28 protein-coding genes and 1 pseudogene are annotated in these 25,978 nt (G+C 73.3%); 16 read left to right on the top strand and 13 right to left on the bottom strand.

Features of this window, described 5'->3' with window-relative positions:
* Positions 1-92 precede the first annotated feature (92 nt).
* The 3 genes from ACFRAV_RS02630 to ACFRAV_RS02620 form a co-directional block, all read right to left on the bottom strand.
* Positions 93-551: a hypothetical protein gene (locus tag ACFRAV_RS02630; RefSeq protein ID WP_382550847.1), complete on the bottom strand. Its 459-nt coding sequence runs from the start codon at positions 549-551 to the stop codon at positions 93-95.
* Positions 552-564: 13 nt separating this feature from the next.
* Positions 565-2,688, bottom strand: a complete 2,124-nt coding sequence (locus ACFRAV_RS02625; RefSeq protein ID WP_382550845.1) for a zinc ribbon domain-containing protein — start codon at positions 2,686-2,688, stop codon at positions 565-567.
* A 211-nt stretch (positions 2,689-2,899) separates the two neighbouring features.
* Positions 2,900-3,361, bottom strand: coding sequence for a nuclear transport factor 2 family protein (locus ACFRAV_RS02620; protein ID WP_382550843.1), 462 nt, complete (start codon positions 3,359-3,361; stop codon positions 2,900-2,902).
* Between the two features lie 247 nt (positions 3,362-3,608).
* On the opposite strand from ACFRAV_RS02620, the gene ACFRAV_RS02615 reads away from it, so the two are divergent.
* The 3 genes from ACFRAV_RS02615 (at position 3,609) to ACFRAV_RS02605 (ending at position 5,888) form a co-directional block, all read left to right on the top strand.
* On the top strand, positions 3,609-4,427 hold the full coding sequence (locus ACFRAV_RS02615) for a helix-turn-helix domain-containing protein (RefSeq protein ID WP_382550841.1): 819 nt from the start codon (positions 3,609-3,611) through the stop codon (positions 4,425-4,427).
* Between the two features lie 77 nt (positions 4,428-4,504).
* Complete coding sequence (locus ACFRAV_RS02610; RefSeq protein ID WP_382550838.1) at positions 4,505-5,155, top strand: hypothetical protein; 651 nt, start codon at positions 4,505-4,507, stop codon at positions 5,153-5,155.
* 46 nt (positions 5,156-5,201) lie between these two features.
* Positions 5,202-5,888 carry a class I SAM-dependent methyltransferase gene (locus tag ACFRAV_RS02605; protein ID WP_382550836.1) on the top strand — a complete coding sequence of 229 codons (687 nt, stop codon included), beginning with the start codon at positions 5,202-5,204 and terminating at the stop codon, positions 5,886-5,888.
* A 34-nt stretch (positions 5,889-5,922) separates the two neighbouring features.
* Here ACFRAV_RS02605 and ACFRAV_RS02600 read toward each other — a convergent pair whose 3' ends face one another.
* The 3 genes from ACFRAV_RS02600 to ACFRAV_RS02590 form a co-directional block, all read right to left on the bottom strand.
* Positions 5,923-6,318, bottom strand: a complete 396-nt coding sequence (locus ACFRAV_RS02600; protein WP_382550834.1) for a hypothetical protein — start codon at positions 6,316-6,318, stop codon at positions 5,923-5,925.
* A gap of 14 nt (positions 6,319-6,332) precedes the next feature.
* A complete protein-coding gene (locus tag ACFRAV_RS02595) occupies positions 6,333-6,668 on the bottom strand; it encodes a hypothetical protein (protein WP_382550831.1) in 336 nt (111 codons plus the stop codon).
* A gap of 171 nt (positions 6,669-6,839) precedes the next feature.
* Positions 6,840-8,018 carry a winged helix DNA-binding domain-containing protein gene (locus ACFRAV_RS02590; RefSeq protein WP_382550829.1) on the bottom strand — a complete coding sequence of 393 codons (1,179 nt, stop codon included), beginning with the start codon at positions 8,016-8,018 and terminating at the stop codon, positions 6,840-6,842.
* A 152-nt stretch (positions 8,019-8,170) separates the two neighbouring features.
* Between ACFRAV_RS02590 and ACFRAV_RS02585 the strand changes: the two genes are divergently transcribed.
* Complete coding sequence (locus tag ACFRAV_RS02585) at positions 8,171-9,955, top strand: hypothetical protein (RefSeq protein ID WP_382550826.1); 1,785 nt, start codon at positions 8,171-8,173, stop codon at positions 9,953-9,955.
* 167 nt (positions 9,956-10,122) lie between these two features.
* Complete coding sequence (locus ACFRAV_RS02580; RefSeq protein WP_382550823.1) at positions 10,123-10,500, top strand: ASCH domain-containing protein; 378 nt, start codon at positions 10,123-10,125, stop codon at positions 10,498-10,500.
* Positions 10,501-10,603: 103 nt separating this feature from the next.
* Here ACFRAV_RS02580 and ACFRAV_RS02575 read toward each other — a convergent pair whose 3' ends face one another.
* Positions 10,604-11,476 carry a GNAT family N-acetyltransferase gene (locus ACFRAV_RS02575; protein WP_382550821.1) on the bottom strand — a complete coding sequence of 291 codons (873 nt, stop codon included), beginning with the start codon at positions 11,474-11,476 and terminating at the stop codon, positions 10,604-10,606.
* A 77-nt stretch (positions 11,477-11,553) separates the two neighbouring features.
* Between ACFRAV_RS02575 and ACFRAV_RS02570 the strand changes: the two are divergent.
* The 3 genes and pseudogenes from ACFRAV_RS02570 to ACFRAV_RS02560 all read left to right on the top strand — a co-directional run bounded on the left by ACFRAV_RS02570 (position 11,554) and on the right by ACFRAV_RS02560 (position 13,658).
* A pseudogene (locus ACFRAV_RS02570) lies at positions 11,554-12,030 on the top strand (macro domain-containing protein).
* A 351-nt stretch (positions 12,031-12,381) separates the two neighbouring features.
* Positions 12,382-13,236 carry a hypothetical protein gene (locus ACFRAV_RS02565; RefSeq protein WP_382550818.1) on the top strand — a complete coding sequence of 285 codons (855 nt, stop codon included), beginning with the start codon at positions 12,382-12,384 and terminating at the stop codon, positions 13,234-13,236.
* A gap of 17 nt (positions 13,237-13,253) precedes the next feature.
* Positions 13,254-13,658 (top strand): hypothetical protein, encoded by a 405-nt coding sequence (locus ACFRAV_RS02560; RefSeq protein WP_382550815.1) that lies wholly within the window; start codon positions 13,254-13,256, stop codon positions 13,656-13,658.
* A gap of 45 nt (positions 13,659-13,703) precedes the next feature.
* Here ACFRAV_RS02560 and ACFRAV_RS02555 read toward each other — a convergent pair whose 3' ends face one another.
* Positions 13,704-14,504, bottom strand: a complete 801-nt coding sequence (locus ACFRAV_RS02555; RefSeq protein WP_382550813.1) for a GNAT family N-acetyltransferase — start codon at positions 14,502-14,504, stop codon at positions 13,704-13,706.
* Between the two features lie 324 nt (positions 14,505-14,828).
* Between ACFRAV_RS02555 and ACFRAV_RS02550 the strand changes: the two genes are divergently transcribed.
* Together ACFRAV_RS02550 and ACFRAV_RS02545 are read left to right on the top strand one after the other, a co-directional pair.
* Positions 14,829-15,341 (top strand): DUF6584 family protein, encoded by a 513-nt coding sequence (locus ACFRAV_RS02550; protein WP_382550810.1) that lies wholly within the window; start codon positions 14,829-14,831, stop codon positions 15,339-15,341.
* A 211-nt stretch (positions 15,342-15,552) separates the two neighbouring features.
* Positions 15,553-15,822 (top strand): SCO0607 family lipoprotein, encoded by a 270-nt coding sequence (locus ACFRAV_RS02545; protein WP_382550808.1) that lies wholly within the window; start codon positions 15,553-15,555, stop codon positions 15,820-15,822.
* A 70-nt stretch (positions 15,823-15,892) separates the two neighbouring features.
* Here the strand turns inward: ACFRAV_RS02545 and ACFRAV_RS02540 are convergent, their stop codons facing one another.
* Positions 15,893-16,156 (bottom strand): hypothetical protein, encoded by a 264-nt coding sequence (locus ACFRAV_RS02540; RefSeq protein WP_382550806.1) that lies wholly within the window; start codon positions 16,154-16,156, stop codon positions 15,893-15,895.
* Positions 16,157-16,263: 107 nt separating this feature from the next.
* The gene (locus tag ACFRAV_RS02535) at positions 16,264-16,731 is read right to left on the bottom strand and encodes a DUF5958 family protein (RefSeq protein WP_382550804.1); all 468 of its coding nucleotides are present in this window, start codon (positions 16,729-16,731) and stop codon (positions 16,264-16,266) included.
* A gap of 242 nt (positions 16,732-16,973) precedes the next feature.
* Between ACFRAV_RS02535 and ACFRAV_RS02530 the strand changes: the two genes are divergently transcribed.
* From ACFRAV_RS02530 to ACFRAV_RS02520, 3 genes are all read left to right on the top strand, one after another.
* Complete coding sequence (locus ACFRAV_RS02530; protein ID WP_382550801.1) at positions 16,974-18,023, top strand: zinc-binding dehydrogenase; 1,050 nt, start codon at positions 16,974-16,976, stop codon at positions 18,021-18,023.
* Between the two features lie 78 nt (positions 18,024-18,101).
* On the top strand, positions 18,102-18,587 hold the full coding sequence (locus tag ACFRAV_RS02525; RefSeq protein ID WP_382550799.1) for a TetR/AcrR family transcriptional regulator: 486 nt from the start codon (positions 18,102-18,104) through the stop codon (positions 18,585-18,587).
* Between the two features lies 1 nt (position 18,588).
* Positions 18,589-18,957 carry a hypothetical protein gene (locus ACFRAV_RS02520; RefSeq protein ID WP_382550796.1) on the top strand — a complete coding sequence of 123 codons (369 nt, stop codon included), beginning with the start codon at positions 18,589-18,591 and terminating at the stop codon, positions 18,955-18,957.
* A gap of 46 nt (positions 18,958-19,003) precedes the next feature.
* On the opposite strand, the gene ACFRAV_RS02515 is transcribed toward ACFRAV_RS02520, so the two are convergent.
* Positions 19,004-19,876, bottom strand: coding sequence for a LysR family transcriptional regulator (locus ACFRAV_RS02515; protein ID WP_382551110.1), 873 nt, complete (start codon positions 19,874-19,876; stop codon positions 19,004-19,006).
* A gap of 224 nt (positions 19,877-20,100) precedes the next feature.
* Between ACFRAV_RS02515 and ACFRAV_RS02510 the strand changes: the two genes are divergently transcribed.
* Positions 20,101-21,264, top strand: coding sequence for an NADP-dependent oxidoreductase (locus ACFRAV_RS02510; protein ID WP_382550793.1), 1,164 nt, complete (start codon positions 20,101-20,103; stop codon positions 21,262-21,264).
* Entirely contained in the window at positions 21,261-21,623 is a 363-nt protein-coding gene (locus tag ACFRAV_RS02505; RefSeq protein ID WP_382550791.1) for a hypothetical protein, read from the top strand. The genes ACFRAV_RS02510 and ACFRAV_RS02505 overlap by 4 nt, the downstream gene beginning before the upstream one ends.
* A 10-nt stretch (positions 21,624-21,633) precedes the next feature.
* Here the strand turns inward: ACFRAV_RS02505 and ACFRAV_RS02500 are convergent, their stop codons facing one another.
* Together ACFRAV_RS02500 and ACFRAV_RS02495 are read right to left on the bottom strand one after the other, a co-directional pair.
* Positions 21,634-22,662 (bottom strand): DUF2332 family protein, encoded by a 1,029-nt coding sequence (locus tag ACFRAV_RS02500; protein ID WP_382550789.1) that lies wholly within the window; start codon positions 22,660-22,662, stop codon positions 21,634-21,636.
* Between the two features lie 80 nt (positions 22,663-22,742).
* The gene (locus ACFRAV_RS02495; RefSeq protein ID WP_382550786.1) at positions 22,743-24,140 is read right to left on the bottom strand and encodes a citrate synthase; all 1,398 of its coding nucleotides are present in this window, start codon (positions 24,138-24,140) and stop codon (positions 22,743-22,745) included.
* A 472-nt stretch (positions 24,141-24,612) separates the two neighbouring features.
* Between ACFRAV_RS02495 and ACFRAV_RS02490 the strand changes: the two genes are divergently transcribed.
* Positions 24,613-25,800, top strand: coding sequence for a CDP-alcohol phosphatidyltransferase family protein (locus tag ACFRAV_RS02490; RefSeq protein WP_382550783.1), 1,188 nt, complete (start codon positions 24,613-24,615; stop codon positions 25,798-25,800).
* The last annotated feature ends 178 nt before the right edge of the window (positions 25,801-25,978 follow it).

Raw genomic sequence — 25,978 nt, 5'->3', positions numbered from 1 at the left:
GGGATCCGAGTCTTTACCGAGGGACGCCTGCGACACCCGCCGTGGGACCGAGCCGAGGTCGTGCTCGGCCTCTGCCGTCGGGGGGACGGCCCTCACGAGGGCGTCGAGTCCGGCGGCACGGGGCGAAGGACGGGGTCGATCTCGGCCAGCGTCGCGTGCAGCAGACGGACTCCCCGGGCGACGCGGGGGTCGGCATCGCCCTTCAGCTCCCCGCAGATCCGGAGCGCCTCGTCCAGGTCCCGCTCGAAGATGCTGAAGACGTGGAAGACAGCGGCGTGGAGGTGATCGACGTGGTCGTCGTCGACGACCGCCATCGCGGACGCGACGATCACCAGACCGGCCCTGTCGATGCGCCGGAGCAGGGCCTCCGCGGTGCGCTGGGTGGCGAAGGTGTCGCCGTGGAGCAGCAGGTCCAGCAGCGGCTCGACGGCCTCCGGCATCTCGGCGAACCCTGCCAGGCCGTGCCCGGCGTCCGCCCGGTCGCGCCAGTCGCCGCTCCGCCCGAGTTCGCCGAGCGTCACGACGACCGCACGCCGCAGATCACTGTTCATCGAGCGTCTCAGATCAGCTTAGGGATCCTGTGTCGGAGGTTGTTTCCGGGATCGTTTCCCATCGTGGTGGGCTGGCGTGGGCGTGGAGGTGGAATCCCGCGCCCAGTGCTGCTCCTCGTGGCCGGTGTCGGCGGATGGGGGGTGTGCTGATCGTGTTCACGTCCTGGTGCCTGCGGTGTGCTGCGCGGGGCAGCACCTGCTGGTCCGTTGGAGCGTGTCCCTCCGGACGCTGACCGGCACCACCGGTGGGGGAGGGTGCCGGGGAGGGTGCCCCGCGTCGCCTGGGCGCGGGGCGTGAAGTGGTGTGGTGCCGGGTGGGTCCGGTCTTGGACCGGTCCCTGCGGCAGGCATCAGAAGCGGCCGTCGTCCCGGTGGTGGGGGTGACGACGGCGCGTTGTTCGTGACGGTCGACAACGGTGCGGATGACGGTGTGGCCGGTGGTGCGGTCGGTGACGGTCTTCGACTGGTGGGCCAGGCCCCGGGCGGCGATGCGCCGCCACGCGCCGTGGTCCCGGTCCCCCTGCCAGCCGCAGGAACCGTTGGGGCACAGGGCCCATTTCCAGCCCGCAGTGGTGGGCTTGTCGGGGGCCTTGCGGTGCCGGAGCGGGGTCAGACACTGAGGGCAGAGACGGGAAGTGTCACGGGCGGGAACGGTGACGACGGCGATCCCGGCCTCGGCGGCGAGGTGACGCATGCGTTCGGCGATCCGGCCGCGGACCTGCTGCGACAGCCGCGTGTTCACGGTGCGCCCCATGCCCTTGGCCTCCATCGACCGCAGATCCTCGAGATAGATCACGCCGGCGCGGGCGGCGATCGCCTGGTCGACCGCCCACCGGGCCGCCGACCACGCCAACGCCTCGTTCATGTTGCTGCGCCGGGCGGCGACACGACGGGACTCCTCGGCCAGCACCCCCCGCTTCACGTTCACGCGGTCGGCCGGGCGATTGGCGGTGCGGCCGTCGAGGACGCGCTGGAGGTGGCTGGTCTTCGCGTGGAGGTGTTCGCCGTGGCGGCGCAGCCGGTGCTGTTTCGCCATCACCCCGGCCGCCCGGAACTGGCCGCCGGATCCGAGGGCGGTCATCGTGCCGTCCTCGTGGAGGCGGACGGCTCCGGCGGACAGCAGGGTGTTCAGGCCCCAGTCGACCCCGAGGGCCACCGTGTGACCGGTCCGGGCGCGCCGGGGAACGGCATGGGTGTAGGCGACATCCGCCCGCACCCTTCTGCCGTTGCTGCCGTTGCTGCCGTTGCTGCCGTTGCTGCCGTTGCTGCCGTTGCTGCCGTTGCTGCCGTTGCTGCCGTTGCTGCCGTTGCTGCCGTCGGTGCCGTCGGTGCCGGTGGGGCGCAGGGTGGGCAGGTGCAGGACCGCGTTCGCCGGCACCGTCGGCGGCAGGCTGATGGGGCACGTCACCCAGGCCCAGTCCCCGTGACTGCGCGGGTCGGGGCGGGTGGGCAGTTGCACGCGCAGCACCGCCCGGGTGGGGGCGTGGGCGAGGCGCTCGAGGGTGGCCTGCTGCCGGTCCACCGCCGCCAGCGTCAGCATCCGCGCCACCTTCGGAACACCCTCCACCTCGAACAGGTCGTTCGGCAGCCGGCCGTGGGCTGTGAGGAAGGCGGCGATCTGGCGGGTGCGGGCGCGGATCACGCTCGCGGGAAGGTGCTCCCCGCCCTCCACGGTCGCCCGGACCGCGTCCCATTCCTGCGGGGTGCGCTGGTGCGGGTTGACGGGCCAGGTCTTCAGCACCGCGTCGGTCAGGTCAACACGCCAGGCCACGGAGCGCAGGAGGCGGCCTGCCTGTTCCTGCGCCATCCGCACGATCCGGTCGTTGACCCGCACCCCCTCCGGCACCGACACCGTCCAGCCCAGCCTGCGCAGCGCCATCCACGCCTTCGACGGCAATGCCTCCCCGGCCATGTCGGCCCCCGAGGCCAGCAGGCGGACGTCCGCGGCGTTGAAATGCTCGGCCAGCAGCATCCGCTGCATTCCCGCGACCAGGTCCGCGCACCAGCCCACCCGCTCCGCCAGCACCCGCGACGAGAGGACCTCCCCGGTGCGCTCGTCGACCCCGCCCCGCAGCACGGCGGGTGCGCACGCCGTGCGCGCCGACTCGCCCTCGGCCAGCGGCAGTTTCCGGCTCACCCGGCAGCCGCCCGGCCCCGCCCGGAGGCAGCGAGCGATACCAGAGACAGGGCCTTCACCCCACGAAGCGACACACCGTCACCTTACGATCACTACACGTCACTAATCAAATCCGGGACCCTGTCCGCCTCTCCTACGACCCGTCTCGCATTGTCGCTGAGGCGGACCGAGGCGGGCCGAGGGGAGGGAGGGGACGGAGCGAGGGAGGTGTTCAGTCGTGCGCCGCCGTGCCGAACCCCTCGGGGGCCCGGTCGAGGAACACGGTGACGGTGCTGATCCGGCCGTCCTCCTCGAAGCGGATCACGTCCGTGCCCGTGGCGAAGGACGTACCGGCGTCGCCCGCGCCCCCGGTGAGGAGCTCCCACTCGAGGCGGGCGCTGTCGTGATGGAGCTGGGGCTGCTCGCGCATCCGCAGCGCGATGTCGCCCATGTGGGAGAGGAACTGCTCCCGGAAGTCCAGCAGCGCCTGCGCCCCCTGGAGGACGCCGATGTGCGCGCGGTACTCGACGCCGGAGGTGAACACCTGCTGTGCGAGCCGGTCCGCCTCGCCCGAGGTGGCGGCGTTCCAGAAGCGCAGGTAGGGGTCCAGCCGGGCGGCGCCCTCCGGGGTGGCGTCGACGCGGGGCGTGGGGGAGGCGGCGGGGGTGGACTGCGCGGTCGTCGTGTCGGTCATGGCGGATCGTTCCTTCCGGTGGGTCGGTCGACGGGGCGAGCCGGTTGGCCGGCGCGTCCGCGTCGTTCGGTCGTGTGGGCCGAGCCGTGCGCTTCCGCCGAGTTCTTCACGTCGGCCGAGTCCTTCACGTCGGCGGAGTGGTTCACGTCGGCCCGGTTCCTGCTTTCGACTCTGCGACCCGCCGCGCGGCATGTCGATGACCTCCGAGGTCATTGCCACACCCCCCGTCGCGCCGCAGGCTGGGCCCATGACGACGACGATCCACAGTGAGCCGGTCGGCGTGCTGCTGCGACGGTGGCGTGAGCGTCGCCGGCGTTCGCAGATGGACGTGTCGCTGGCCGCCGAGCTGTCCACCCGGCACCTCAGCTGCCTCGAGACCGGCCGGGCGAACCCGAGCCGGGAGATGATCCGGCGGCTGTGCGACGAGCTGGACGTCCCGCTGCGGGAACGCAACGCGTTCTACCTGGCCGCCGGGTTCGCCCCCGTGCACCCCGAGCGCCCACTCGCCGACCTGGGCGCGGCGCGTACCGCCGTGGAAGCGGTGCTGGCCGGGCACGCGCCGAACCCGGCCCTCGCCGTCAACGCCCGCTGGGAGCTGCTGGCCGCGAACCCGGCGGCCCGCTCGTTCCTCGGCGACATCACGGGAGAGCCGGCCCGGGCCCCGTTCAACGTGCTGAGGGCCACGCTGCACCCCGACGGCCTGGCGCGCCGGATCCGGAACCTGGACCAGTGGCGGGGACACGTGCTGCGCAGGGTGCGCCGCCAGCTGCAGCGGACGGCGGATCCCGCGCTGGCGGAGCTGCTCGCGGAGCTCGAGGGCTACCCGGCGCCCGCGGGGGCGGAGTCCGGGCCCGCCCACGCGGAGGCGGGGCCGGAGTGCGACCTGGTCACGCCGCTGCGGCTGGCGTCCGCGCACGGTGACCTCTCGCTGCTGTACACGGTCACCGTCTTCGGCTCGCCGCGGGACGTGACGCTGGACGAGATCGCCGTCGAGACGTTCTTCCCGGCCGACGAGGAGACGGCGGCCCTGCTGCGGGCGGCGGGCGCGGCCGGGGTGGCGAACTGACCTGCGCGGCAGCGGCAGAGGCAGCGCAGGACGGTTGGGCGACCGCGCTGTCGGCGCCGGCCGACAGGATGGCCCGCATGACTGACGGATTGACGTGGCTCGCCGAACCCGGATGCGTCGCCTACGCGGGCCACTACGTGGTGCTGGCCCGTGGGCTCTCCCTGGACGAGCTGACCGCACGCCTCTCGACGGCCCTCCTGTATCGCTCGGAGCACGTCGTCGTGCCGGTGGGGAAGCACACCGGGGCCTCGTTGCTGGATCTCATCGAGGAGAGGTACGGCGACCACTACGACGGCATCGGCCTGCGTCTCGGCCGCACCGGCGAGTGGTCGTACGCCGTCGCGTACGGCGGGTGGCCGAGCGAGTTCGGTCCGCTGACCTCCGTGTCGGAGGACGGCACGGACGTCTGCGTCCTGGAGTACGAGGAGATGAACGGCAAGCCCGTGCCGCCGCACTTCGCGTACCTGCGCGACGGGCGGGCGGTGAGTGTGTTCAACATGCACCTGGACGCGTCGTGGGGGTACGACGGGATCGACGGCGATCCAGGGACGGCCGCCCGCCTGGAGCGACGGCTGGCTGCCGCCGGCCTCCCGGACCAGGAGCGGGAAGGCCGGGAGGTGTACCGGGTCGCGCTGGGTGTCGTGGGGGAGTTCTTCGGGCTCTCGCTGCCCGAGGAGAGGATCGTGAGCGGCGCGTTGCCGGCCGTCCTGCTGGAGCCGGCGGCGTGAAGGGCTCCGTGCACCGTGTCGGTGGCGGCTGTTAGCTTCCCTCCCCATGACGGAGCGGACGAAGCACCAGGACGAGACGAGGGCGGCCTACGACGGGGTCGTCGAGTTGTACGCGTCGCTGTTCGCCGACCGGCTGGAGACGCAGCCGTTCGCGCGGAACATGATCGCGACCTTCGCCGAGCTGGTGCGCGGCACCGGAAACCTCCGCACGGCCGACGTGGGCTGCGGCCCCGGACACCTGACGGCCATGCTGCACGAGCTGGGGCTGGACGCCTTCGGGATCGACCTCTCCCCCGGGATGGTCGCGCACGCCCGGCGGGCGCACCCCGAACTTCGGTTCGAGGAGGCGCGGATGGAGGCCCTGCCGGTCGAGGACGGCGCCCTCGGGGGTGTGCTGGCCCACTACTCGATGATCCACACGCCGCCCGAGGAACTGCCCGCGGTGCTCGCCGAACAGGTGCGGGTCCTGGCACCCGGGGGCCTGCTGCTCGTCTCCTTCTTCGGACTCGGGACCGGGACGGGCACCGGGTCCTGGTCCCCGCTCGCGGCCGGGGGCGACGGGCCGGAGCCGGTCCGCTTCGACCACAAGGTGACGCCCGCGTGGAGCTGGCCGGTGGACCGGTTCGCCGGGCTGCTGACCGGGGCCGGGCTGGTCGACCAGGCCCGGCTGGTCAACGACCCGGGCAGCGAGCGCGGTTACCTCGACGTCCATCTGCTGGGCCGCCGCCCGTAGCCCGGACCTGGCCGCGTGGGGCCTCTTCGTGAGGTCAGCGCCAGTCGCCGTTGACCCACGCGACCAGCCGGGCCCGCTTCCTGTGCGGGCAGATGTCGTGGTCGGCACCGGATGCGGCCTCCCCGACCCGCGGTCCGTACGCCCAGTCGCTGGGGCCGTACGCGCCGTCGACAGAACCGTCCAGACCGTCGAGCAGGTCGAGGAGCCCGAAGTCCAGGTCGACGTTCCCGAAGTACCGTCCGGGTGCGGCTGGTTCCATCGACGCGGGACGGCTGCCGGCCCCGGCCGCGGGCGGGTCCTCGAAGCAGGCGTCGGACAGCACCGGCTTGCCCAGCCACCACCCGGCCAGGAACACGGCGTACAGGGCGGTGGCGGCACGCAGGCCCCGCGCGGTGTTCCAGGCGGGCTGCAGCGGAGTGTCCCACGACACGGGTCGATCTCCCTTCACCACGTGCCCCCCGTCACCCACTTCTCGAGGCGGGGGAGTTCGGTCATGTCATTGGTGCAGGGGAGGACGTAGGTAGAGATGCTGATCGCCACCACCGACGAGTCGGTGGCCGAGGACGGGTCGTGCGCCGAAGGGGGAGCCATCTCCGCCGGGGGGAGGGTGGGGGACGGCTCGGGCTGCGCGTACTCCTCGGCCAGCCGATCGCGGGCGGCCTCGTCGACCTGGCACTCGGGGGAGACGGGCTGCCCCAGGTACCAGCCCGCGACGAACACTCCGTACACGGCGGCGGCGACTCCGAGGCGGCGGGGCGTGATCCGGCGGGAGGTGCTCATCGGCAGCTGCCTCGCAGATCATGGCCGAGGGAGAGGCGGAGCCCAACTCGGTTCCGTGGAAGCTGTGTTGTGATCATGGTGACGGAGACCCTATCCGGGGCGTCGGGTTGCTGGTTCGCGCGGGCGGTAAGGCGCGGGGGCGGGCGCCTGCGCTCCGGGGCGGTCGGACGGTCAGGCACTGACCGTCCGTGTCTCGGCGCCGGGGGGCAGCCCCTTGTCCCACCAGTGCCCGTAGCGGCGGTACACCTCCGGCTCGCGGGTGGAGAGGAGGCTCAGCAGCGCCTCGGCCTCCTCCGACAGGCCCTCCCACGCGGCCGTGTCGAGCGCGCGGAACGCCGTGAGCTCCAGCGCGCCCTCGCGGGCCCGCCACACGCCGGCGACCTGCCCGTCGACGAGCAGGCAGGGCAGCACGTCGCCGTTGCGCCGTACGACCAGCGGCCGGTACTCCACGGGCATCAGCCGGCCGGGACCGGCGTGCGCCAGCAGGGTGCTGTCCCACATCGGCAGCAGCCGCGGCGGGGCCGGGGTGTCCTCGGCGGGCACGGTGGCGTCCGGCAGGTCGAAGAGCGGGTCGCGACCGGGACCCGCCACGCGCACCACCCGGCCCTCCGCGTCGAGTTCGTGCAGGGCCTGCCTGATCACCGGGCTGGTGAGCAGCGTGAACCGGGCGAAGTCCTGGGCGGTGGCGGGTCCGAACGCGCCCAGGTAGGAGAGCAGCAGCCGTCGCACGCCCTCGCCCGGATCCACGCCCGGATCCACGCCCGTGTCCGTGCCTTTGCCCGTGCGTGAGGCGGTGGGGGCGGCGGCGCGGTAGGCGTTGCGCCGGGTGAACGACCAAGGGCCGCCGGTAGGTGCGTGGTGCACGGTGCCGTACGTGCGCAGCGCCCACCACACCCGGTCCGCGTGCTCGCCGAACCGGCCGGCCAGCTCGTCCCGCACCTCGACGCCGGTGCGCGGCTGCGCCAGGAACGCGGCGAGCTCCGGGAACAAGGCGTCCACCTCGTCGGGGGACAGCCCGGTGGCGCCGAAGCGGCGGTCGTAGAGCCGCGATGCGCGCAGGGTGCTCAGCATGGCGGCGTGGTGGTACGCGTAGTCCTCGGCGTGGACGGCGTGCAGGGTGATCCGCATGAGCGACGCCTTCACGACCCGGCCCTCGGCGAACGCCGCGTCGAGGTCCTCGGGTGCGAAGTCCCGCACCCGGTTCCACAGGGCAAGGTAGGGGGAGGCCGGCTCCTGCGCCTGCAGCGCGCACACCCGGCGGACCGCCTCCGCCACGTCGAGACGCCGGCGTTCCAGCAGGAACTGACGCTCCAGGGTGGCCAGGGCCAGCTGCCGCGGAGTGAGGACCATGCGCGGATTATGCCGTGACGGCGGGGCCGGGCCGCTCTCTTCCCTGAGTCATGGTCAGGTCAGGACGGCCGAAGGTAGCGTCGGCACGTCGATGCCCGTGAGGGTCCTTCCCCGTCGTCCGGGGACTTCCCGCCCGTACCCAGGAGTTCACGATGAAGAGCGAGCTTCAGCTGATCCAGGACGACGACGGCCTGGCCGTCATCGGCGATCCGACGGCTGTCGAGCGCTTCCTCGTCTCCGAGAGCCTGCCGTCCAGGGACCTGGGACTGCAGCGGCTGGGGCCGGCCCTGCTCGCCGCCTCCGAGGCCGCGCAGATGGCCTCCGAGCTCGCCGCCAACTCGGGCCGCTGGGTGAAGCTGACCAAGCAGTCGGCGGAGGCGATCCAGAAGTACGGGCTGCGGACCAGTTCGAAGTCGGGGCTCGCGACGGGGGTCCTGAAGGGGGACAAGGGCCAGATCAGGGGGTTCGTCGAGTTCGTGCGGGGCCCCGGCACGCTGCTGGGCAACCCGGCCCTGCTGTCCGGCGCCGCGGGGATCATGGCGCAGGTCGCGCGGCAGCAGGCCATGGACGAGATCACCGACTACCTCGCGGCCATCGACGAGAAGGTCGACGACGTGCTGCGGGCCCAGAAGGACGCCGCGCTGGCGGGCATGATCGGCGCGGACTTCGTCATCGAGGAGGCCATGACCGTCCGCGAGGCCGTGGGCCGGGTCTCCGAGGTCACCTGGTCGAAGGTGCAGGCGACGTCGACGACCGTGGCGACGACGCAGGCGTACGCGTTGCGGCAGCTGGACGGGCTGGCGCAGAAGGTGGAGCACAAGGCGAAGATCGGCGAGCTCGCGAAGGCGACCAGGGAGATCGAGCCCAAGGTGCGGGAGTGGCTGGCCGTCCTGGCCCGCAGCTGCCAGCTCCACGACGCGACCTCGGTGCTGGAGCTCGACCGCGTGCTCGACGCGTCTCCCGAGGAGCTCGACCGGCACCGGCTCGGGCTGCGGGCCGCCCGGCAGAAGCGGCTGGACCACATCGCCCGCTGCACCGAGCATCTGCTGGGCCGCATGAACGCGGCCGCCGGCACGGCCAACGCCAAGGTCCTGCTGCACCCGACCACGTCATGGGCCGTCGTGCACTCCAGCAACCAGGTCGCGACCTCCGTCGTGGACTTCCAGGGCCGGCTCGGGATCGAGGGCGGTCAGGAATCGCTTCAGGCGCGACGGTGGGTGGAGGCGGTCGCGGAGGTGCGCGACAAGGCCCTGGCCGTGGGCGGGGAGGGCTTCGACGTCGCCCTGCGCGTCGGCAGCGAGACGTTCGGCAAGGCCCGGACGGTCACGGGCAAGCTCTCCAGCGGCCTCGCCGAGCGTGCACAACGACTGCGGGGTGAGGACGAGTCGCGCGACGGGGAGCCGCGCGGTGAGGCGGCGCGCGATGGGGAGGCGAGGGACGGGGCGTCGCGGGACGGGGCGGCGCGGGAGCTCGCGGAGCGGGCCGAGGAGGCGCAGGACCTGGAGGCGCGGGACCGCGAGGCGCTGGGCGACGGGGTTCGCGACGAGAAGTCCGGCGGGGAGGCCGGGTTGTCCGGCCGGGTGCGTGAGGCGGCCCGGCTCCGACAGGAACACGCCGACGCCGACTTCCCCGCCGTCCTGCGAGGGGCCGAACGGGAAGGCATCGACATGGTGATGCTCGACGCGGAGACCGCGATGTGCGTCGAGGCCTGGATCGGCGACGAAGGTGCCCTCACCCTCAAGCTCGGCCGCATCCTGCGGGCCTGCGTCGAGGACCTGGACGTCGTGATCCCGCAGATCAGCGATCCGTCGAGCCGCGCGTACTTCGAGCGCCTGCACGCGCTGGCCCTGCTCGCGTCCGGTGACGCCGAGGGCGCCGGTGACGCCGAGGGCGCCGGTGACGCCGAGGACACCGAGGGCGTCGAGGGTGCCGAGTAGGCCCGCCGTGGCCCGGCCCGTCTCGTGCGGCTGGGTAGGCTGCCGGCGCGTCGGTGGGAGAGTTGTCCCGCCGGTACCACGGTGCGGGACGTTCAGGGGCCGTGGCGGATGACGGCATGTGGATGTGGAAAGGGAGTGGTGGGAGCGTGTGGCCACGGAGCAACGGCATGCGGGCCTTGGAACTCGGCACGGTCGGGGAGATGCGGGAGCGGCTCAACGCCCTGGTCCTGGCCGGCAGGAAGGTCGCCACCACCGGGCTGCTGGCCGAGTACGTGGAGGAGACGGAGGGTCTGGAGTTCGTGGGTGAGCGTCTGTCGCTCCTCGGGAACGACGGTGACCACGTCGCCACGATCGAGATCACCGGTGTGGAGCAGGCTCCCTTCGGCGCCGTCACGTGGGAGCACGCCGCCGCGGAGGGTGAGGGCGACCGGTCGCTGGACGAATGGCGGGCCGGGCACCGGCGCTTCTGGGAAGACATCGGCACGCCGGTGCAGGACGACACACCGCTGGTGTGCCTGCGGTTCCGGGTCGTCACGCCGGCTTAGCGCGTCGTGGGTCCCACACTCCACGATCACGAGTGCGTGAGCCGGGCGGTCTGCGGCGCCCGGCACGGCGTGTGTGAGCGTCACCCCGCGGGTGCCGCCGACCTCACGAGAAGTCGTACACCGACCACCCGGTGAGCACCCGGTACCCGAGGCGCTGGTACAGCGCGTTGCTGGTGGGGTTTCCGGCGTCCGCGAACAGGACGACGTCCCTCGCGCCGGCGGCCAGGGCGGTGCGGGTGACCGCCGCGGTCACCGCGGCCGCGTAACCGTGTCCGCGCAGGTGGGCGGGGGTGTACACGATGTCGATCTGGATCTGGCCGCCGATCAGCGGGTTCATGCCGGCGACGGAGACGGGGACACCCTCGGGGGTCTCCCAGAGGGTGTAGCGCTTGTCGGCGTAACGGGTGGACGGCCAGGTGGCGGCGTCGACGGACACGTCCTCGCCGACGGCCCCGGCGAAATCGGCGCACCAGCGCACGGCTTCGTCGAGGTCGGCGCCGCTGTCGCCCAGCAGGCGGGCCCGCCCGGCGGGGTGCGGCCGAGGCGGGGTGAGGGCGTGCAGGCCGTACAGGTTGAGCCGGGTGGCGCGGAGCTTCGGCGTCGCGCCGGTGTGCCGCTGCCACGCCTCGGCGAAGGCGGTGGCCGTGTCGTGGTCGGCGCTCACGCGGGGGAGCACGTGGCCGGGAGCGGCCAGGCGGACGGCGAGGGAGTCGGCCTGCTCGGGGGTGAGGGGGGAGAGGCCGAGGCCGCTCAGCCGGTAGAAGGTGCCGCACACCTCGCCCGCCCGGACCAGGGTTCCGAAGGAGGGGGCGTCCGTGCCGAAAGCCTCGGCCACGGCTCCGGCTCCGCGGGTGCGGATCCGTTCGGCCCAGGTCAGCTGCATGACGTGACGGCCGGGTCGGGAGCGGAGGAAGCCGCCGGCCTTGGCGAGGAAGGCGTCGACGTCGTCGGTGAGGTGCCAGTCGTCCGGGTGCATGCCTCATGATCCCCCGCGGCCGTGGCGGGCGGAACAAGGCGGTGGACCCGGTGACCGGGCCGGGCGAGGATGCTGCGATGAAGCCGCTGAACATCGTCGCGGGCGACGCGACCAGCCCCCAGGCCAAGGGGCCGAAGATCATTGCGCACGTCTGCAACGACCTGGGCGGATGGGGCAAGGGCTTCGTCCTGGCGGTCTCCCGCCGTTGGCCGGAGCCGGAGCGGGCCTACCGCCGCTGGCACCGGGAGCGGGCCGGCAACGACTTCGCCCTCGGTGCGGTGCAGTTGGTGCCCGTCCAGCCTGACGTCCAGGTCGCCAACATGGTCGGGTAGCGGGGCATCAGGACCGGCAGCGGGGGCCCGCCCATCCGCTACGACGCCCTCGAGCGCTGCCTGAACGCGCTGGCCGGGCACGCCCTCGCCCACCAGGCGTCCGTGCACATGCCCCGCATCGGCTGCGGCCTCGCGGGCGGCCGGTGGGAGCGCGTCGAGCCCCTCGTCGTCACCGCCCTGTGCGCCAGGGACATCGACGTCACCGTCTACGACCACGGCTGATCGCGCACGGCGGCGTCAGCGGCACCGCGTGCCACGGTGTCAGCCGCACCGCGGAGTCGGTGTCGGTGTCGGACCGTACTCCGGTGTCGGCCGGAATCGGCCGGCCGGAAGCGGTCGGCCGGAATCGGCCGGTCGGGAGCGGCCCGTCGGACCGGCAGTCGTTTGTCGGAGCGCGCTGTTACGTTCCTGGAGCGCCGTCGGAAGAGATCATCCGCGGCCCCGGTCACCGTATTGTCCTGTACCTGACATTAACCGAGGCATGACCTTGGAGGAGACATGATGAGAAACAACCCGTTGGGCCGTGTCACGGCCCGCGCGGCTGCCACCTGCACCGCCGCCATACTCCTGACGGTGAGCGCGCCCTCGCTGACCGGGACGGCGCAGGCTTGGCCGGCGGCGTCAGGAACGCTCAGCTTCAGCGGCGAGGCCGGCGAGCCGGTCAGCGGCGGGCAGGCGTACGCCCTCAGTGCTGACACGGTCGACATGTTCGACGTACAGGGCTACACCGGAGGCGATGGCGTGTCCATCACGGTCAACACGCCCGAGGGCGAACGCTGGACCCTGACCATGGCCGCACCCGACGGCCGGAGGCTCGCCGACGGTGACACCTTCGCCAACGCCTTGCGCTGGCCCTACGCCGAACCGACCGATCCACAGCTGGAGTTCTCGGAGACCGACCGCTGGTGCGGCACCAGCACCGGTTCGTTCACCGTCGACCACATCTCGTTCGGCCCCTACGGCTACGTGCGCGAGCTCGACGCGTCGTTCGAGCAGTACTGCGGCGACTCCACGGTGCCGCTGCGCGGCGAGGTGCACGCGGTCATGCCCGCGCCGCCCGTGGAGCTCACACTCGGCATGACCCTCGACTCCACCGGCACGGTCGACGCGAAGACCGGCCAGGCCACCGTCGGCGGTGCGATCAGCTGCGACAAGCCGGCACGGGTCACCGTCATGGGCGCCGTCCACCAGTACCAGAAGCACGCCACGGACGCGGCCATCGGCGGCTCGATCGAGAACGTCGTCGTCAACTGCGTGCCCGGAGGTCCCGTTCCCTGGTCGGCCACCGTCACGCCGCGCGACACCGGGCAGGTCTTCCGGCCCGGCACTCTCACCGTGAGGGCCACGGCCAAGGCGCCCGACCAGGACTACCCGGTGACCGTCAGCACCGGCGAACAGGCCGCCGACCTCACCCTCACCAAGGCGTGACGCCCGCAGCCAGAACCATGAGACGACTTCTGTGGGCCGACCACTTCAGAGCTCAGTACGGGCTCATCTCGATCCGGGACTTCGGGACCACGGACAACCCGGTGGCCGGGACGGGGGAGGAGGAGGTGATCTTCTCTCCCGGGAAGACGTATGTGGCCACGCGGTCCGACACCGACGGGGAGGTCCGGGTCGAGGTGTGGCGGGGGGATCCCGAGCCCGGGCACGGTCGTGAAGTCCTGGACGCGGAAATGGAGTTCACCTCCGGGACCGTGTGCGTCGCCGACCCGGTGGACCCGGACAGCGAGACGGTCCGGCTTCCCCGTGCGGGACGGTGGAGGACGAGGGTACGCGTACAGGGCGTACCGCGTCCGCACACTGTTTCCGTCTTCCTGAGGGAGGAGGACGGCGGTCACTCCGCCTGAGGGGTGCCGGACGGACCTGGAGGGATCGGTCCGGACCCGGCCGGGTCACGGCCGCAGGGCGTAGAACCGGATCGGGGAGTTCGGCCGAAAGCCGATCCGCGGGTAGACCGGTGCGCCGGCCTCGGTCGCGTGCAGGGTCGCGCGGGTGAGGCCGGTGGCGCGGGCGCCCTCATGGAGGGCCATGCGGGTGACCGCCTCGCCGTAGCCGCGGCGCTGGTGCTCGGGAGCTGTGGCCACCAGGGCGACGAAGAGCCGGCCGTCCGCCTCGACGGTCGCCGCGCAGGTCACGGGCACGCCGTCACGCAGACCGAGGTAGGCGAAAACCTCGGTCTTCCACAGTGCGGAGCCCGCGATGCCGTCCCGGCCGGCGACCGGATCGAAGCCGTACGCACGGGAGTTGAGGTCCGCGTAGGCCTTCAGCTGGCCGTCGGTGGTGACGCGGAGGAAGGTGAGGTCGGGGTGCTTCGGCTCGGGGAGGGGCAGCAGGTCTCCGGCCATGCCGGTGCCGGGGAACGCGTACCGCAGGCCCGCCCGCTCCGCCGCCGAGGGGAGTTCCGTCCGGGCGTCGTTCCCGAGCAGGTCCTCGAACAGCCACAGGAAACCGGGCTGTTCCTTGCTCCGCATCACCTCCGCCGCCTGCCGCAGGCGCTCGTCGAGAAGCGCCGCGTCCACGCCGACCTCGGTGAGGGTGACGGCGTTCCAGAACGGGAATCGGCAGTCGGCCCACCGCACGGCGACCCCGGGGAGGTCACGCACGTCGGCGTCGGGGGTGCGGTCCAGCACCATGGCGCGCCAGGCGGTGCGGAGTTGGTCCATCGATTCGGTCGCGTCCGCCAGATCCGTCATGTCACGGCAACCTTTCGCCTCGGAGGTCGGCCACTCGGAAGGCTATGGCCCGGGCGTGGCCACGGACAGCCCACCGGTACAACGCCCCGAGAGCCTACGAGGCCACGGGCGGACCGTCATGGATCGCCTGGACCGTCGTGGATCGCCGTGGATCGCCGCCCTGATCGGCTGGGTGGCGGACCGGGTGCGGCGGAGCGACGAGGCGGCTCGACAGCGGGCCCACGCGTGACCGCCGCGGCGGGGCCGGCCGGTCCGGGGTGGCCGGAATCCGGGGCGGTCGGAAATCGATCGACGGCGCCGGTCGTGGTGCTCCACCATGCGCACATGCCCCTGAACGACACCCTCGCCCGGATCGACGCGGACCTGGCCGCCGGCCGGATCCCCGCCGCGCGCCAACGACTGCGCGGGCTGGTGTCCTCCTACCCGGACGACCTGGCCCTCCGTCGCCGTCTGGCGGAGGTGTACCGGCTGTACGGGGAGCCCGCCGAGGCGGGCCGGTGGATGTACCTCGAGCACGACCGGGACGCCGCCGAGACCGCGGCGTTCGAGGCGAGGCACCGCACCGCTGTGGAGCGGATGCGGGCCCTGGCCTGGCGGGGGCCGGAGTCCCGGGCCGCGACGGCCTTCGCCCGCGAGCAACTGGCCGCCCTCCGGAAGCGGTGCTCCGACGAGCTGGGGCGTCCGGTCGACTGGGACGCGCTGCCCTCCGCGGACGAGACGGAAGCGGAGAGCGGGAGCGGTGGCGTCGGAGGCGCCCTGGCCGGGATCGGGTGCCTGCTGGCGGTCCTCGCGTTCCTCGCGATCTGGGTGATCGGCCTGGTCGCCCTGTTCGACTGAGGTCCGGACACCTGGGGCGAGTTGAGTAACCCCGCGCCCGGTGATGAGTAGCGGTACTCAGGAGGCGCGAGCCCTCCGCGGCGACAGTTGAGGCACAGCGAACGACCGAAGACCGGGAGCAGGGGGAGACATGCGCAGGGGCCTCAGGGGTGGCAAGGGTGACGGCGGCGTGGGGAGCGGCCTGGCCCGCGGCGGACGCCGTGGACGAGTGGTGGCCGCCCTCGTGGGCGTGGCGGCGGCGGTGGCCCTGACCGGGTGCTCCGGCCTCGCGTACGAGGAGAACATCTGCGGCGACGGCGAGTACCCGGTGCTGGCCGTGGGCGACACGGGCAGCGCGTGCGTCACGAACGGCGAGGAGCCGCCGAAGGGGATGGCGCGCTACCCCGAGGGCAAGGAGCCGAAGAAGGTCGACGACAAGTGGGACACGTACTGGCGCACCCACATGCTCGACAAGGACGGCAACGTCGTCGAGGCCCCGTAGGCCGAGGGTCAGAGCCAGGGCCAGGGCCGGCGGGTGAGGTCCGGGTGGGGCGGTGTGGGCGCAGGGGCGGTCAGGCGGCCCCGTCGCGGCGCCGCCCCGCCTTGCGTTGCAGGGCCTCGCGGCGATCGCGCAGCGCCTTCTGCCGCTTCTGGCTCTCCTTGCGGCGCTCGGCCCGCTCCCGCGCGGCGGGGCTCCTGAGCTTGGTGTGGTCCGGGATCTTCCACAGGCCCCACGCCACCAGGGCGAGGATGCCCAGCAGGACGATGCCCAGGGCCGTGGCGAATGCCGGGGGCAGCTTGTCCAGGTCCTCGATCCGGTACCGGGTCGTGTTCACCCGCCCTGACCTCCCTCTCGGCATGCGGTGCGGCGTCGCTGCACCCTACGCGGCGGGGCGGCCCCACCGACAGGCGGACGGGCAGGGGCACGGGCATGCGAACCGGCTCACGTCCCGTCACCGGGGGAACGGGACGCCGCCTCGCCGGTCGGGTCCGCCTCGCCGGTCGGGTCCGCCTTGCCGGTCGGGGCCGGGAGCCGGTGCCAGGCATGGGAGCACCTGCCGCCGCAGTACCGCCGACGGCGTGCGTCGGCGACGGCGAGAAGGCGCACCAGGAGCCGGAAGGCCTTGATCCGCTCGTGCCGCGGCCGCAGGGCGGCGACGCGCCCCGCCTGCTCGTCGGCCCGGCCCCGGACGATCAGGACACAGGGCGTATGGGTGGGCCGGAGCCCCGAGAGGCGGACCGCCTCGACGGCCTCCTCGCGGGTGGGATGGGCCTGATAGCAGAAGTGGCCGAGGTTGCGCAGCACGACGGACTGTTCCTCCTCGTCCAGCGCCTCGAACCAGGCGAGGTCGTCGGGGAGCGGCCGCAGGCCCTGGGCCAGCTCGTTGAGGACGCGTTCGTGCTCGTACAACCGCGGAACCTCCTGTGTCGGGTGGCCGGCCACCCGGTGTGGCCGGGGCGAGTGTGGGGCGTCGAGTGCGTCTCCCGCAACGGGGCGGACGCGTCGCGTGACGTCCAGGGCAGTCCGGGGCCGGTCCGGCCGGCGGGGGTTTCCGGGGCACGTGGCGCGGTACGCGGGGTGGGTCGGAGGCCGGTGGCATCGCCTGTGCGGCGGCCCGGCCGGTGCGTCGAGAGTTCGCGAGAGGTCGATCCATGGTGGTGCCCGGGACCATGCGCGCGGTGCGGATCACGCGGCACGGAGGGCCGGAGGTGCTGGAGGCCGCGGAGGTGGCCGTGCCCACGCCGCGTGCGGGGGAGGTGCTGGTCCAGGTCGCGGCGGTGGCGCTGAACAACACGGACCTGTGGACCCGGGACGGCGCGTACGGCCGCCCCGGGGCCCCGCGGGCGCTGTCGGGCTGGCGGGGCCCGATCGACTTCCCGCGCATCCAGGGCGCCGACGTCGCCGGACGGGTCGTCGCGGTCGGACCCGGCGTGGACGAGGGGACGGTCGGACGCCGGGTGGTGGTGGACCCGGCCGTGTACGAGACCGAAGGGCCCGACGCCAACCCGGTGGGCCTCATGGGCAGCGAACGCGACGGCGGCTACGCCGAGTACGTGACCGCACCGGCGGAGCGGGCGCACGACGTGACCGCCTCCCCGCTCACCGACGACCAGCTCGCCGCCCTGCCGACCGCCTACGGCACGGCGCTCGGCATGGTCGAACGGGGCCGGCTGCGGCAGGGGGAGACCGCCCTGGTGTCGGGGGCGTCCGGCGGCGTCGGACTGGCGCTGGTGCAGATCGCGCGGGCCCGCGGCGCACGGGTGCTCGCCCTCAGCAGCGTGTACAAGTTCGACGCGGTACGCCGGGCCGGCGCGCACGACGTCGTCGACCGGGCCCAGGACATCGACGAGCAGGTGCGCGCGCTCGCACCGGACGGCGTCGACGTGGCGCTCGACGTGGTGGCCGGCGACCTGCTGGGCGACGGACTGCCGTGGCTGCGCGAAGGGGGCCGGTGGGTGGTGGCCGGGGCGCTCGGCGGCTACGACGTGGTGTTCGACGTCCGCCGTCTGTACCTGCACAACGCGCAGGTGATCGGCTCGGCGATGCACACGCCGAGGCTGTTCGACCAGCTCATGGAGATGGCCCGCGGGGGCGAGGTCGAGCCCGTGATCGCCGGCGCGTTCCCGCTGGAGCAGGCCGCGACGGCGCAGGAGGAACTGGCCCGCAGGGGGCACGTGGGGAAACTCGTGCTGCACCCCTGAGGCGCGGGCCGCGGCTGGTGTCCGTATAAGAACGGTCGTTCTTGACTGATCGTTCTCATATCTCGTACGATCACCGGCATGGGAAGACCTCGTGCCTTCGACACCGACCAGGCCGTCGCCGCCGCGGCGGTCCTCTTCGCCGCCCACGGCTTCGAGGGCACCTCGGTCGACGACCTCGTCACCGCCACCGGCGTCCACCGGGGCAGCCTGTACAAGGTGTTCGGCTCCAAGCGGAGCCTGCACCTGACCGCCCTGCGCGCCCACCTCGAGGGGGAGGTCGGGCCGGCCGTCGAGGCCGTCGCCGCGATCACCGATCCCGGGCAGGCGCTGGAGAGGGCCGTCGCCACGTTCGACGACGGTCCCGCCGCGGGACTCCTGCTCCTCGCCGCCGCCGAACGCGCCCCCCACGACCCCGAGGTGGCCGCGCTCGTCGAGGAAGGCGTCACCGCACTGGAGGACGCGCTGCGTCCCAGCCACGGTGACGCCGCCGCCCAGCTCGCCTCCACCGTTCTCGGTGCCCGTCTGCGCCTGCGGGCCCGGCCGGCCGACCCCAAGGAGTACTGACATGGCCTTGATCTCCATCGACCGTGAGAGAAGCCTGCTGATCGCGGACATGCAGGGTCTCGACAAGCTCTGGGCGCTCAAGAGCCGCCTGGAGATCCCCCTCGCCCACGTGCGGGGCGCCACCCACGACCCCGGCTTCGCGCGCGAGCCGAAGGGCGTCCGGGTCGCCGGCACGCACTTCCCCGGCGTCATCACGGCCGGCCGCTTCCGCCGCGACGGGGAGTGGGTGTTCTGGGACGTGAAGAACCCCGAGAAGACGGTCGTCGTCGAGCTCGCGGACGAGGAGTCGTACGACCGCCTGGTGGTGGAGGTCGAGGACCCGCGGGCGGCCGTCGCGCTCATCGAGGGAGCCCTCGGGCGCGACGCCTGAGGTGCGCGACGCATGAGGTCGCGCGACGCCGAGATGTGGGCGCGGGCTACGGGCGGTCGCAGCCCGGTGGGATCGTGCCCCGCAGTTCCCTCACCAGGGCGCGGACCGCGGCCGTGGCGGCCAGTTCGGGTGTGGTCACGTAACCGACCTGCCGGAAGGGGCGGTCGGAACCGAGAGCGGTGATCCCGACCGAGTGCGGTGCTCCGGTCAGGGAGAGTGCGGGCATGACCGCCATACCGTGACCGCTGCTCACCAGTGAGAGCACTGCTCCGTCGTCCTCGGCCTCGACGGTCGCCTCGGGGATCCAGTCCTGCGCTGCCCACCAACCGCGCGTGTACGAGCCGCAGTTCTCGGCCCAGTCGACCAAGGGGAGGGAACGCGGGGCGGAGTGGCCCGCCGGGTGCACCAAGGAGTACGGCTCGCTGAAGAGCACGGCCGTGGTCAGCCCGGAGGGCGGCGGAGTACTGCCGCCCAGGGTCGCGATCCCCACGTCCGCCCGCCCCGCCGCCACTTCACCGGCCGTGCCCGCCCCCACCTCGCGGACGATCCGCACCCGCGGCTCGATCCCGCGGTGCCGGTCGCGCAGCCGTCGCAGGACGGGCGGCAGCAGGTGGAGCGCCGCGCTGCGGAAGGCCGCGATGCGCAGCGGCCCCACCGGACCGTCCGCCCCCGCGCCCGCCGCGGCGCGCGCCTCGGTGACCAGGACGTCCAGCAGGCGCAGAACGCGACGGGCGTGGGCGACGGCCTTCTCGCCCGCCGGCGTGGGACGGGCGCCGGTGCGGTCACGGTCGAAGAGGACGGCGCCGATCTTCCGTTCGCTGCCGCGCACCGAGTGGGAGACGGCGGACTGGGTCAGACCCAGCGCGACGGCGGCCGCCGAGAAGCCGCCGGTGTCCGCCACCGCCACCAGGATGCGCAGCTCGTGCGGCGCGAGGTCGGAACCGGCCGCCGCGCCGGTCCGTGGCCCGGGTGCGCGAACACCGGGTGCACGGGCACCGGGTGCACGGGCACCGGACGCGTGGGCCTCGGGTGTGGGGACCACGGGTCACTCACCTCGTTCCATGAGAACTGCTCATGGGACGGTACGTCCCCATGAGCCCAACGGGCTGCCGGGCGGAGGCATTCCCGTCCTACGGTCCGTGCATGAACGACAACGGCAACGGCACGGGCATCGACAACGGCCACGACAACCTCGACCACAACGACACGGCCGGACAGGCCGGACGGCCCGGCACCGCGACAGCGACGCAGCCCCGGGCGGTGAGGGGGACCAGGGCCGGGACCGACCCCGACGTCGCCGTGACCGTCCACCAGACCGCCCACCCCCGCGGGTTCCCCACGGCCGCGGACTTCGCCTTCGTGGAGTCCCCGATCCCCGAACCGGCGCCCGGCAGCGCCCTGGTGCGGAACCTCTACTGGTCCGTCGACCCCTACCACCGCGAGATGATGGACGACCTGCCCGGCGGCTTCGGCCTCGGCGTTCCGCTGGAGGGCCGCACCGTAGGACGGGTGGTGGCCTCGCGGACGCCCGCGCTGGCCGAGGGGGAGATCGTGTTCCACCGGCAGGGCTGGCGCACGCACGCCGTGGTCACGCCCGAGGAGACCCGGCGGCTGCCCCACGTCGACGGCGTGCCGCCGAGCGTGCACCTGAGCATCCTGGGCGGCACCGGCCTGACCGCCTACGTGGGCCTGACCCGTATTGCCCGGCTCCAGCAGGGCGAGGACCTGTTCGTGTCGGCTGCCGCGGGCGGGGTCGGCACGGCCACCGGCCGGTTCGCCCGGCTGCTCGGCGCGGGGCGGATCGTCGGCAGCGCGGGCTCGGCGGCGAAGGTGGACCACCTGCTGCGGGAGGTCGGCTACGACGCCGCCTTCGACTACCACGACGGGCCCGCCGCAGACCAGCTCGGCAAGGTCGCCCCGGACGGGATCGACGTGTTCGTCGACAACGTCGGAGGCGAGCAACTGGCCGCGGCGGTCGGGGCCTTGCGGGAGTTCGGGCGGATCGTGCGGGTCGGCACGATCAGCCGGTACAACACTCCCGACGCGCCGCCGCCGCTCCTGGTGCACGAGGAGGTCGTGGAGAAGAGTCTCCGCATCGAGGGCTTCCTCGTCCGCAACTACCGTGACGTGCAAGAGGAGTTGCACGACTTCGCGGTGCCGCATCTGCGGAGCGGCAGGCTCGTGCCGGACGAGACCGTGGTCGACGGGTTCGAGCACCTCGTCGACGCCTTCCTGGGCATGCTGCACGGCCGCAACGTCGGCAAGATCGTCGTCCGCGACCGTTCGGAGGTTCCGGCCGGCGCGTGACGCCCGACCGGAGGAAGCGGCACACCACCGCGACCGGGGTGCCCTCGTGGTGGTCCTCACCGTGGAACTCGCCGCCACCCTCGCTGTCGAACCGGCCGACGAGGGGACGGAACAGCCGCCCGGTCGAGTTGTTCGCCCAGTTCGGCGACCACTGCTCGCCCACCGGGCCGAAGAGGCGCAGCGTCAGGCCGCCGAAGCCCTTGGTCGCCGTCAACGTGCTGCTGCTGCGGCTCGGCGCCGGGGCCCAGGTCGTGGCGCCCCCTGACCTGCGGGCCCGCACGGTCCGGACGGTCACCGCCCTGGCGGACGTCTGCCGGGCCTCCGGCGGCGCGGACACCGCACGCACGCCCGTGGGATGAGAAGGCCGGGTCAGGGGAGGGCCAGGACGGTGCAGTGGCCGTCGGCCACGGCGAAGGGAGTGCCGTCGAGGGCGGCCACGAAGAGGGTGGCCGGCGTGACGGGTCGGGCGAGGGGAGGGACCGCCGGGTCGACGCCCCGCGCCTCGAAGCCGACGCGCCGCGCGCCGAGGGCCGTGACGCGATCCACGGCCTCCCGGCGGGCCGGTGCGTCGAGGTAGGCGAGGGCGGCGGAGTGGGTGACGACGAGGGTGGCGTCGCCCGGGGCCCTGGAAGCGAGGGCTTCGAGGGCGTCGGTCCGCAGGTCGCCGGCCCTGACGCGTACCCGGTGCTCCGCCGCGAGGGCCGCGGCCGCGGCGAGGCGGTCGCGGCGGGCCTGGTGCTCGGGCCAGACCAGGGTCCGCAGCCAGTCGAGCGTGTCGGGGTCCGCGGGGTTCAGCGGGTTGAGGTCGAGGCCCGCGCGCCAGACGATGTCCGGCATCACCGTCGGGGCGACGAGGCCGTCACCGAGGCGGACGGGCAGGGTGACGGGACTCGGGCCGTCCACCGGGTCGAGGCGGGGACCGTCGTCGCCGAAGGTGTAGGAGAACCGGTCCGGGATCAGGCACAGACCGGCGGCCGCCCCGACCTCCAGCAGGGCGACCGGCCCGGGGACGTGCCGCAGGCCCAGCAGGAGCGCCGCGCAGCGGGCGGCCTCGTTGGTCTGCGTCGCCCGCGCGAGGACCGTGGCGCGGACGGCCGGCCACCGGGTGGTGAGCAGCGCACGAAGGGAACGCACGTCCCCGGGGCGCGCGCCGTGCAGACGTGCCGCCGCGAAGAGCAGGTTGGGCTGCTGCTTGGCGGCCGGCAAAGGTGCGAGCAGCGCCAGCAGTTCAGGGTCCTCGGCGACGGCCACCGCCCAGCGGCACAGGGTGGGGGAGGAGCCGGCGGCCTGGGCGGCGGCGAAGGCGCGGTAGCGCCCGGCGACGGCGTCGACGTCGGAGGCAGCGGAGGCCGCGGAGGCCGTGGCGGGCGAGGCGTCGGGAAGGCCGGTGTCGGTCATGAGCGGTGAGGGTGCCGTGCGGCACGCGACCGGGTCGACGTTGACGGAGTCAACGTCGGTGCCCCCGCCGGTGCCGGACGTCAGGAGAGGGCGCGGGGACGCAGGCGGAGCCCGAGCGGATACTCCTCGAGGGCATGCGCCATCAGGCCCGGGACGCGGGCGAGGGTGAACAGCACCTCTCCCGCGTCCTCGGGCAGACCGGCGGCGAGCGTCAGGGCCCCCAACGCGAGATCGACGTTCGGGTGCAGGCCGTGGGCCCGGGCCATGTGGAGGGCCAGGCCGTCGACCAGGTCGGCGGTCGCGGGGCGGACGGCGGCGACGCGGTCGAGGAGCAGCACGGCGCGGGGGTCGGGGCCGGTGTACACCGCGTGCCCGAAGCCGGGGACCGGGTCCGCGGGTGCGGTCCCGGTGGCGTCCCAGGCCCGCAGTGCCGCCGCGGCCCTCCGGGCGGCCCCCGCCTGATGGGGGCCGCTCATCGCGGCCAGGCCGGTGAGCAGCACCATCCACGGGTCCGCCCGGACTCCGGCCGCGGCGCGGGCGGCGAGGGTGGAGGCGGTGAGTTCGTGGTCCACCAGCACGCTCAACGCGACGTCGAGCGCCGCGGTGAGGGGTGCCGACGTGGGGGCGGGACGCCGGTCGTGCCGACCGTGGGGGCCGTCGTGGCTGTCGCAGTCGTCAGGAGAGCCGATACCGGAGTCGGAGCCCTCCTGAGTGCCCGAGGCAGGGCCCGAGACGGGGCCTGAGGCAGGGCCCGAGACGGGGCCTGAGGCAGCGCGTGAGGCACGGTCCGAGTCAGCGCCTGAGGCAGCATCAGGGGCATCGGCCGTGCCGGCCGCGGTCCCCGCGTCGGACGTCCAGGCGAGGGCCAGCCGTTCGGCGACCGTCCCGGCGCGAAGGCCGGTCAACGCCTCGGTCGAGACGGTGACCGCCGTGACGGCCACGGCCCGGCAGTGGGCGGGGTCGATCCGCTCACGGTGGGCGTCCGACGCGGCCAGCCGCAGCACCGTGGAGCGGATCACGTCGGTGGCCCGCCCCGCTCCGGTTGGCGGGGGCGCCGCAGGCAACCGGTGGGCCCCGGGCACCGGCGACCCCTCGGGTACGACGGCATCGAGGACCGCCGTCCCGCCGTCACCACCCCAGGCGCCGTCCGGCAGCCCCAGTACATGGCAGGCCGTGCGCTCGAACCCCCACCCGGCGCACTTCTCGACGTCCACCCCACGGAAGGCGAGCCGTCCCGCGCCGTCCAGCCGCGTGACGTCGGACTCGATCAGCGGGGCCCACGTACCGGCCCGGGGCCGCTCACGCGCCCGGGCCAGCGCCAGCACCTCGTCCCGCCGGAAGCGCGACACCCGCCTGCCCCCGGGGACCGAGGCCACCTGCCGCGCGATCACCCCGCGCGACACATACGCGTAGAGCGTCGACAGCCGCACCCCCAGGGCCGCGGCCGCCTGCTCGGAGGACATCCAGTGGCTGCTCACCCCCCGATGGTGGGCCACGGCACCCACGCCCGGTACCCCTGCCCGTCACCGCACATTTCCTCCGCGGAGCCGTCGCCGAAAGCTCGGACGGTGGCGCGGCACGCCAGCGCACAGCAACAAGGACGGCCGAGAAAAGGAAAGGTTGTACGCCGAAATCAAATCGATATCCGCGGCGTGTGCGACTGGTGGGACAACTGAGAAAGAAAAAGGTTGTACGGCCCCATCCGCTTGTGACGGGATTTCATCATTCAGTGACAAGGACGGCTGAGAAGGCGCAAGGTTGTAGGGCAATGTCTGTGACAAACCCCGCCCATACGGAAGGTGAAGTCCGGGTGGCCGGCGCGTCGGGGATTGCTACAGTCCGAATTCCCCACGGGGCGTGATCTTGATTTCGCCTTCCTGGTCGGGGCGGTCGTCGGGTCGCCGACGGCGCGACGCGCATTTGTTGAGACGTCCCGTGTGACGAGGAGTTATGAGCCAACTTTCGCTGAAAGCCGTGCAGCATCTCACCTGTAAGAAGAGGGACGCCTGGTGGACGGTGTTCCTCGTCGACCCGCTGGCCACCCGCCTGCTGCTGGTCATGGCGAAGTTCCGGTTCATCACCCCCAACGGGGTGACCTGGGCCGCCCTCGTCCTCGGTCTGGCGTCGGCCGGGCTCTTCCTGACCGCGGACCCGGTCCTGCTCGTCGTCGGCGCGGTCGTCTACCACTTCAGCTTCGTGCTCGACTGCGTCGACGGGAAGCTGGCGCGACTGAAGAACAACGGCTCGCTGTTCGGCGGCTGGCTGGACTACGTCTTCGACCGCATCCGCGTGCTGGCCTGCGCCTTCGGCCTGATGGGCGGTCAGTACCTGCGCACTGGCGAGGGCATATACCTCGCCGCGGGACTGCTCGTGGTCTTCCTGGACAGCCTCCGGTACCTGGACGCGCTGCAGATCTACAAGATGCGCGCCGGGATGCGCGGCAAGATCAGGAAGACGCTGAAGGCGCGCCGCGCCGCCGAGGCCCGTGCCGAGGCCGCCGCGTCCGCTCTCGCCGCGGCGGAGCTGGGCGAGGACGTCGCCGACACGCTGGCCGCCGCCGCGGCCGTCGGCCCCGGGGCCGCCTCGGACGAGAACGTCGTCTTCATGGAGGACCTGCTCCGCGAGGGCGAGGCGGAGGGTGAGAACGAGTCCGAGGCGCGTGCCGCGGAACTGCGGGCCGGGGCGCTCACCGCGAGCAACCGGCAGGTCATCGACCTCCACACCGGGTTCCACGCCAAGTTCCCCTGGTACACCCGGGTCCGCCGGGCGCTGGTGGACCGCCGGGTCCGGCCGCACCTGGTCAGCGGCATCGAGTTCCAGATGTTCGTCTTCATCGTGGGCCCGCTGATCGGTCAGCTTCTGTGGACCACGGCGGTGGCGGCGGCGCTGATGCTCTCCTTCGAGCTGCTGATCATGTACAAGTTCTGGCTCTCCACGAAGGACTTCGACCGGGTCATGGCCGAGCTGGCTCCCGGCGCGGACAGCAACGCCGGCGTCATCGTGCCGGAGGCGTACAAGAACTACGTGCCGCCGGTACCGGTCCTCGCGGACGGCGCCGGGCCCACCGGGTCCGTCGAGCTGTCGACGGTGCCGCCGCAGCAGGACCGCTCGGAGAAGTCGCCGACCTCGGCGTCCTGACCCGGGCGGGCCGTCCCCCGGTGCCGCGGCGGAAGCCGGTTGCCGGGGGAGCCCGATGCCGGAGTCGCGGGGTCATCGAGGCCCGTTGCCGGGAGCCGCGGCGCGCGAGGACCGTGGCGCGCCCGGAGACGGGAGTGTCGGCCCCGCTCGGCTCTGGCCGCCTGGACGGCGCGGGGCC

Origin of the sequence: Streptomyces sp. NPDC056600, from assembly GCF_042792855.1 — a bacterium.
GTDB lineage: Bacteria > Actinomycetota > Actinomycetes > Streptomycetales > Streptomycetaceae > Streptomyces.
The sequence above is the reverse complement of the archived record's forward strand: the minus strand, read 5'-3'. Positions and strand labels throughout refer to the sequence as shown.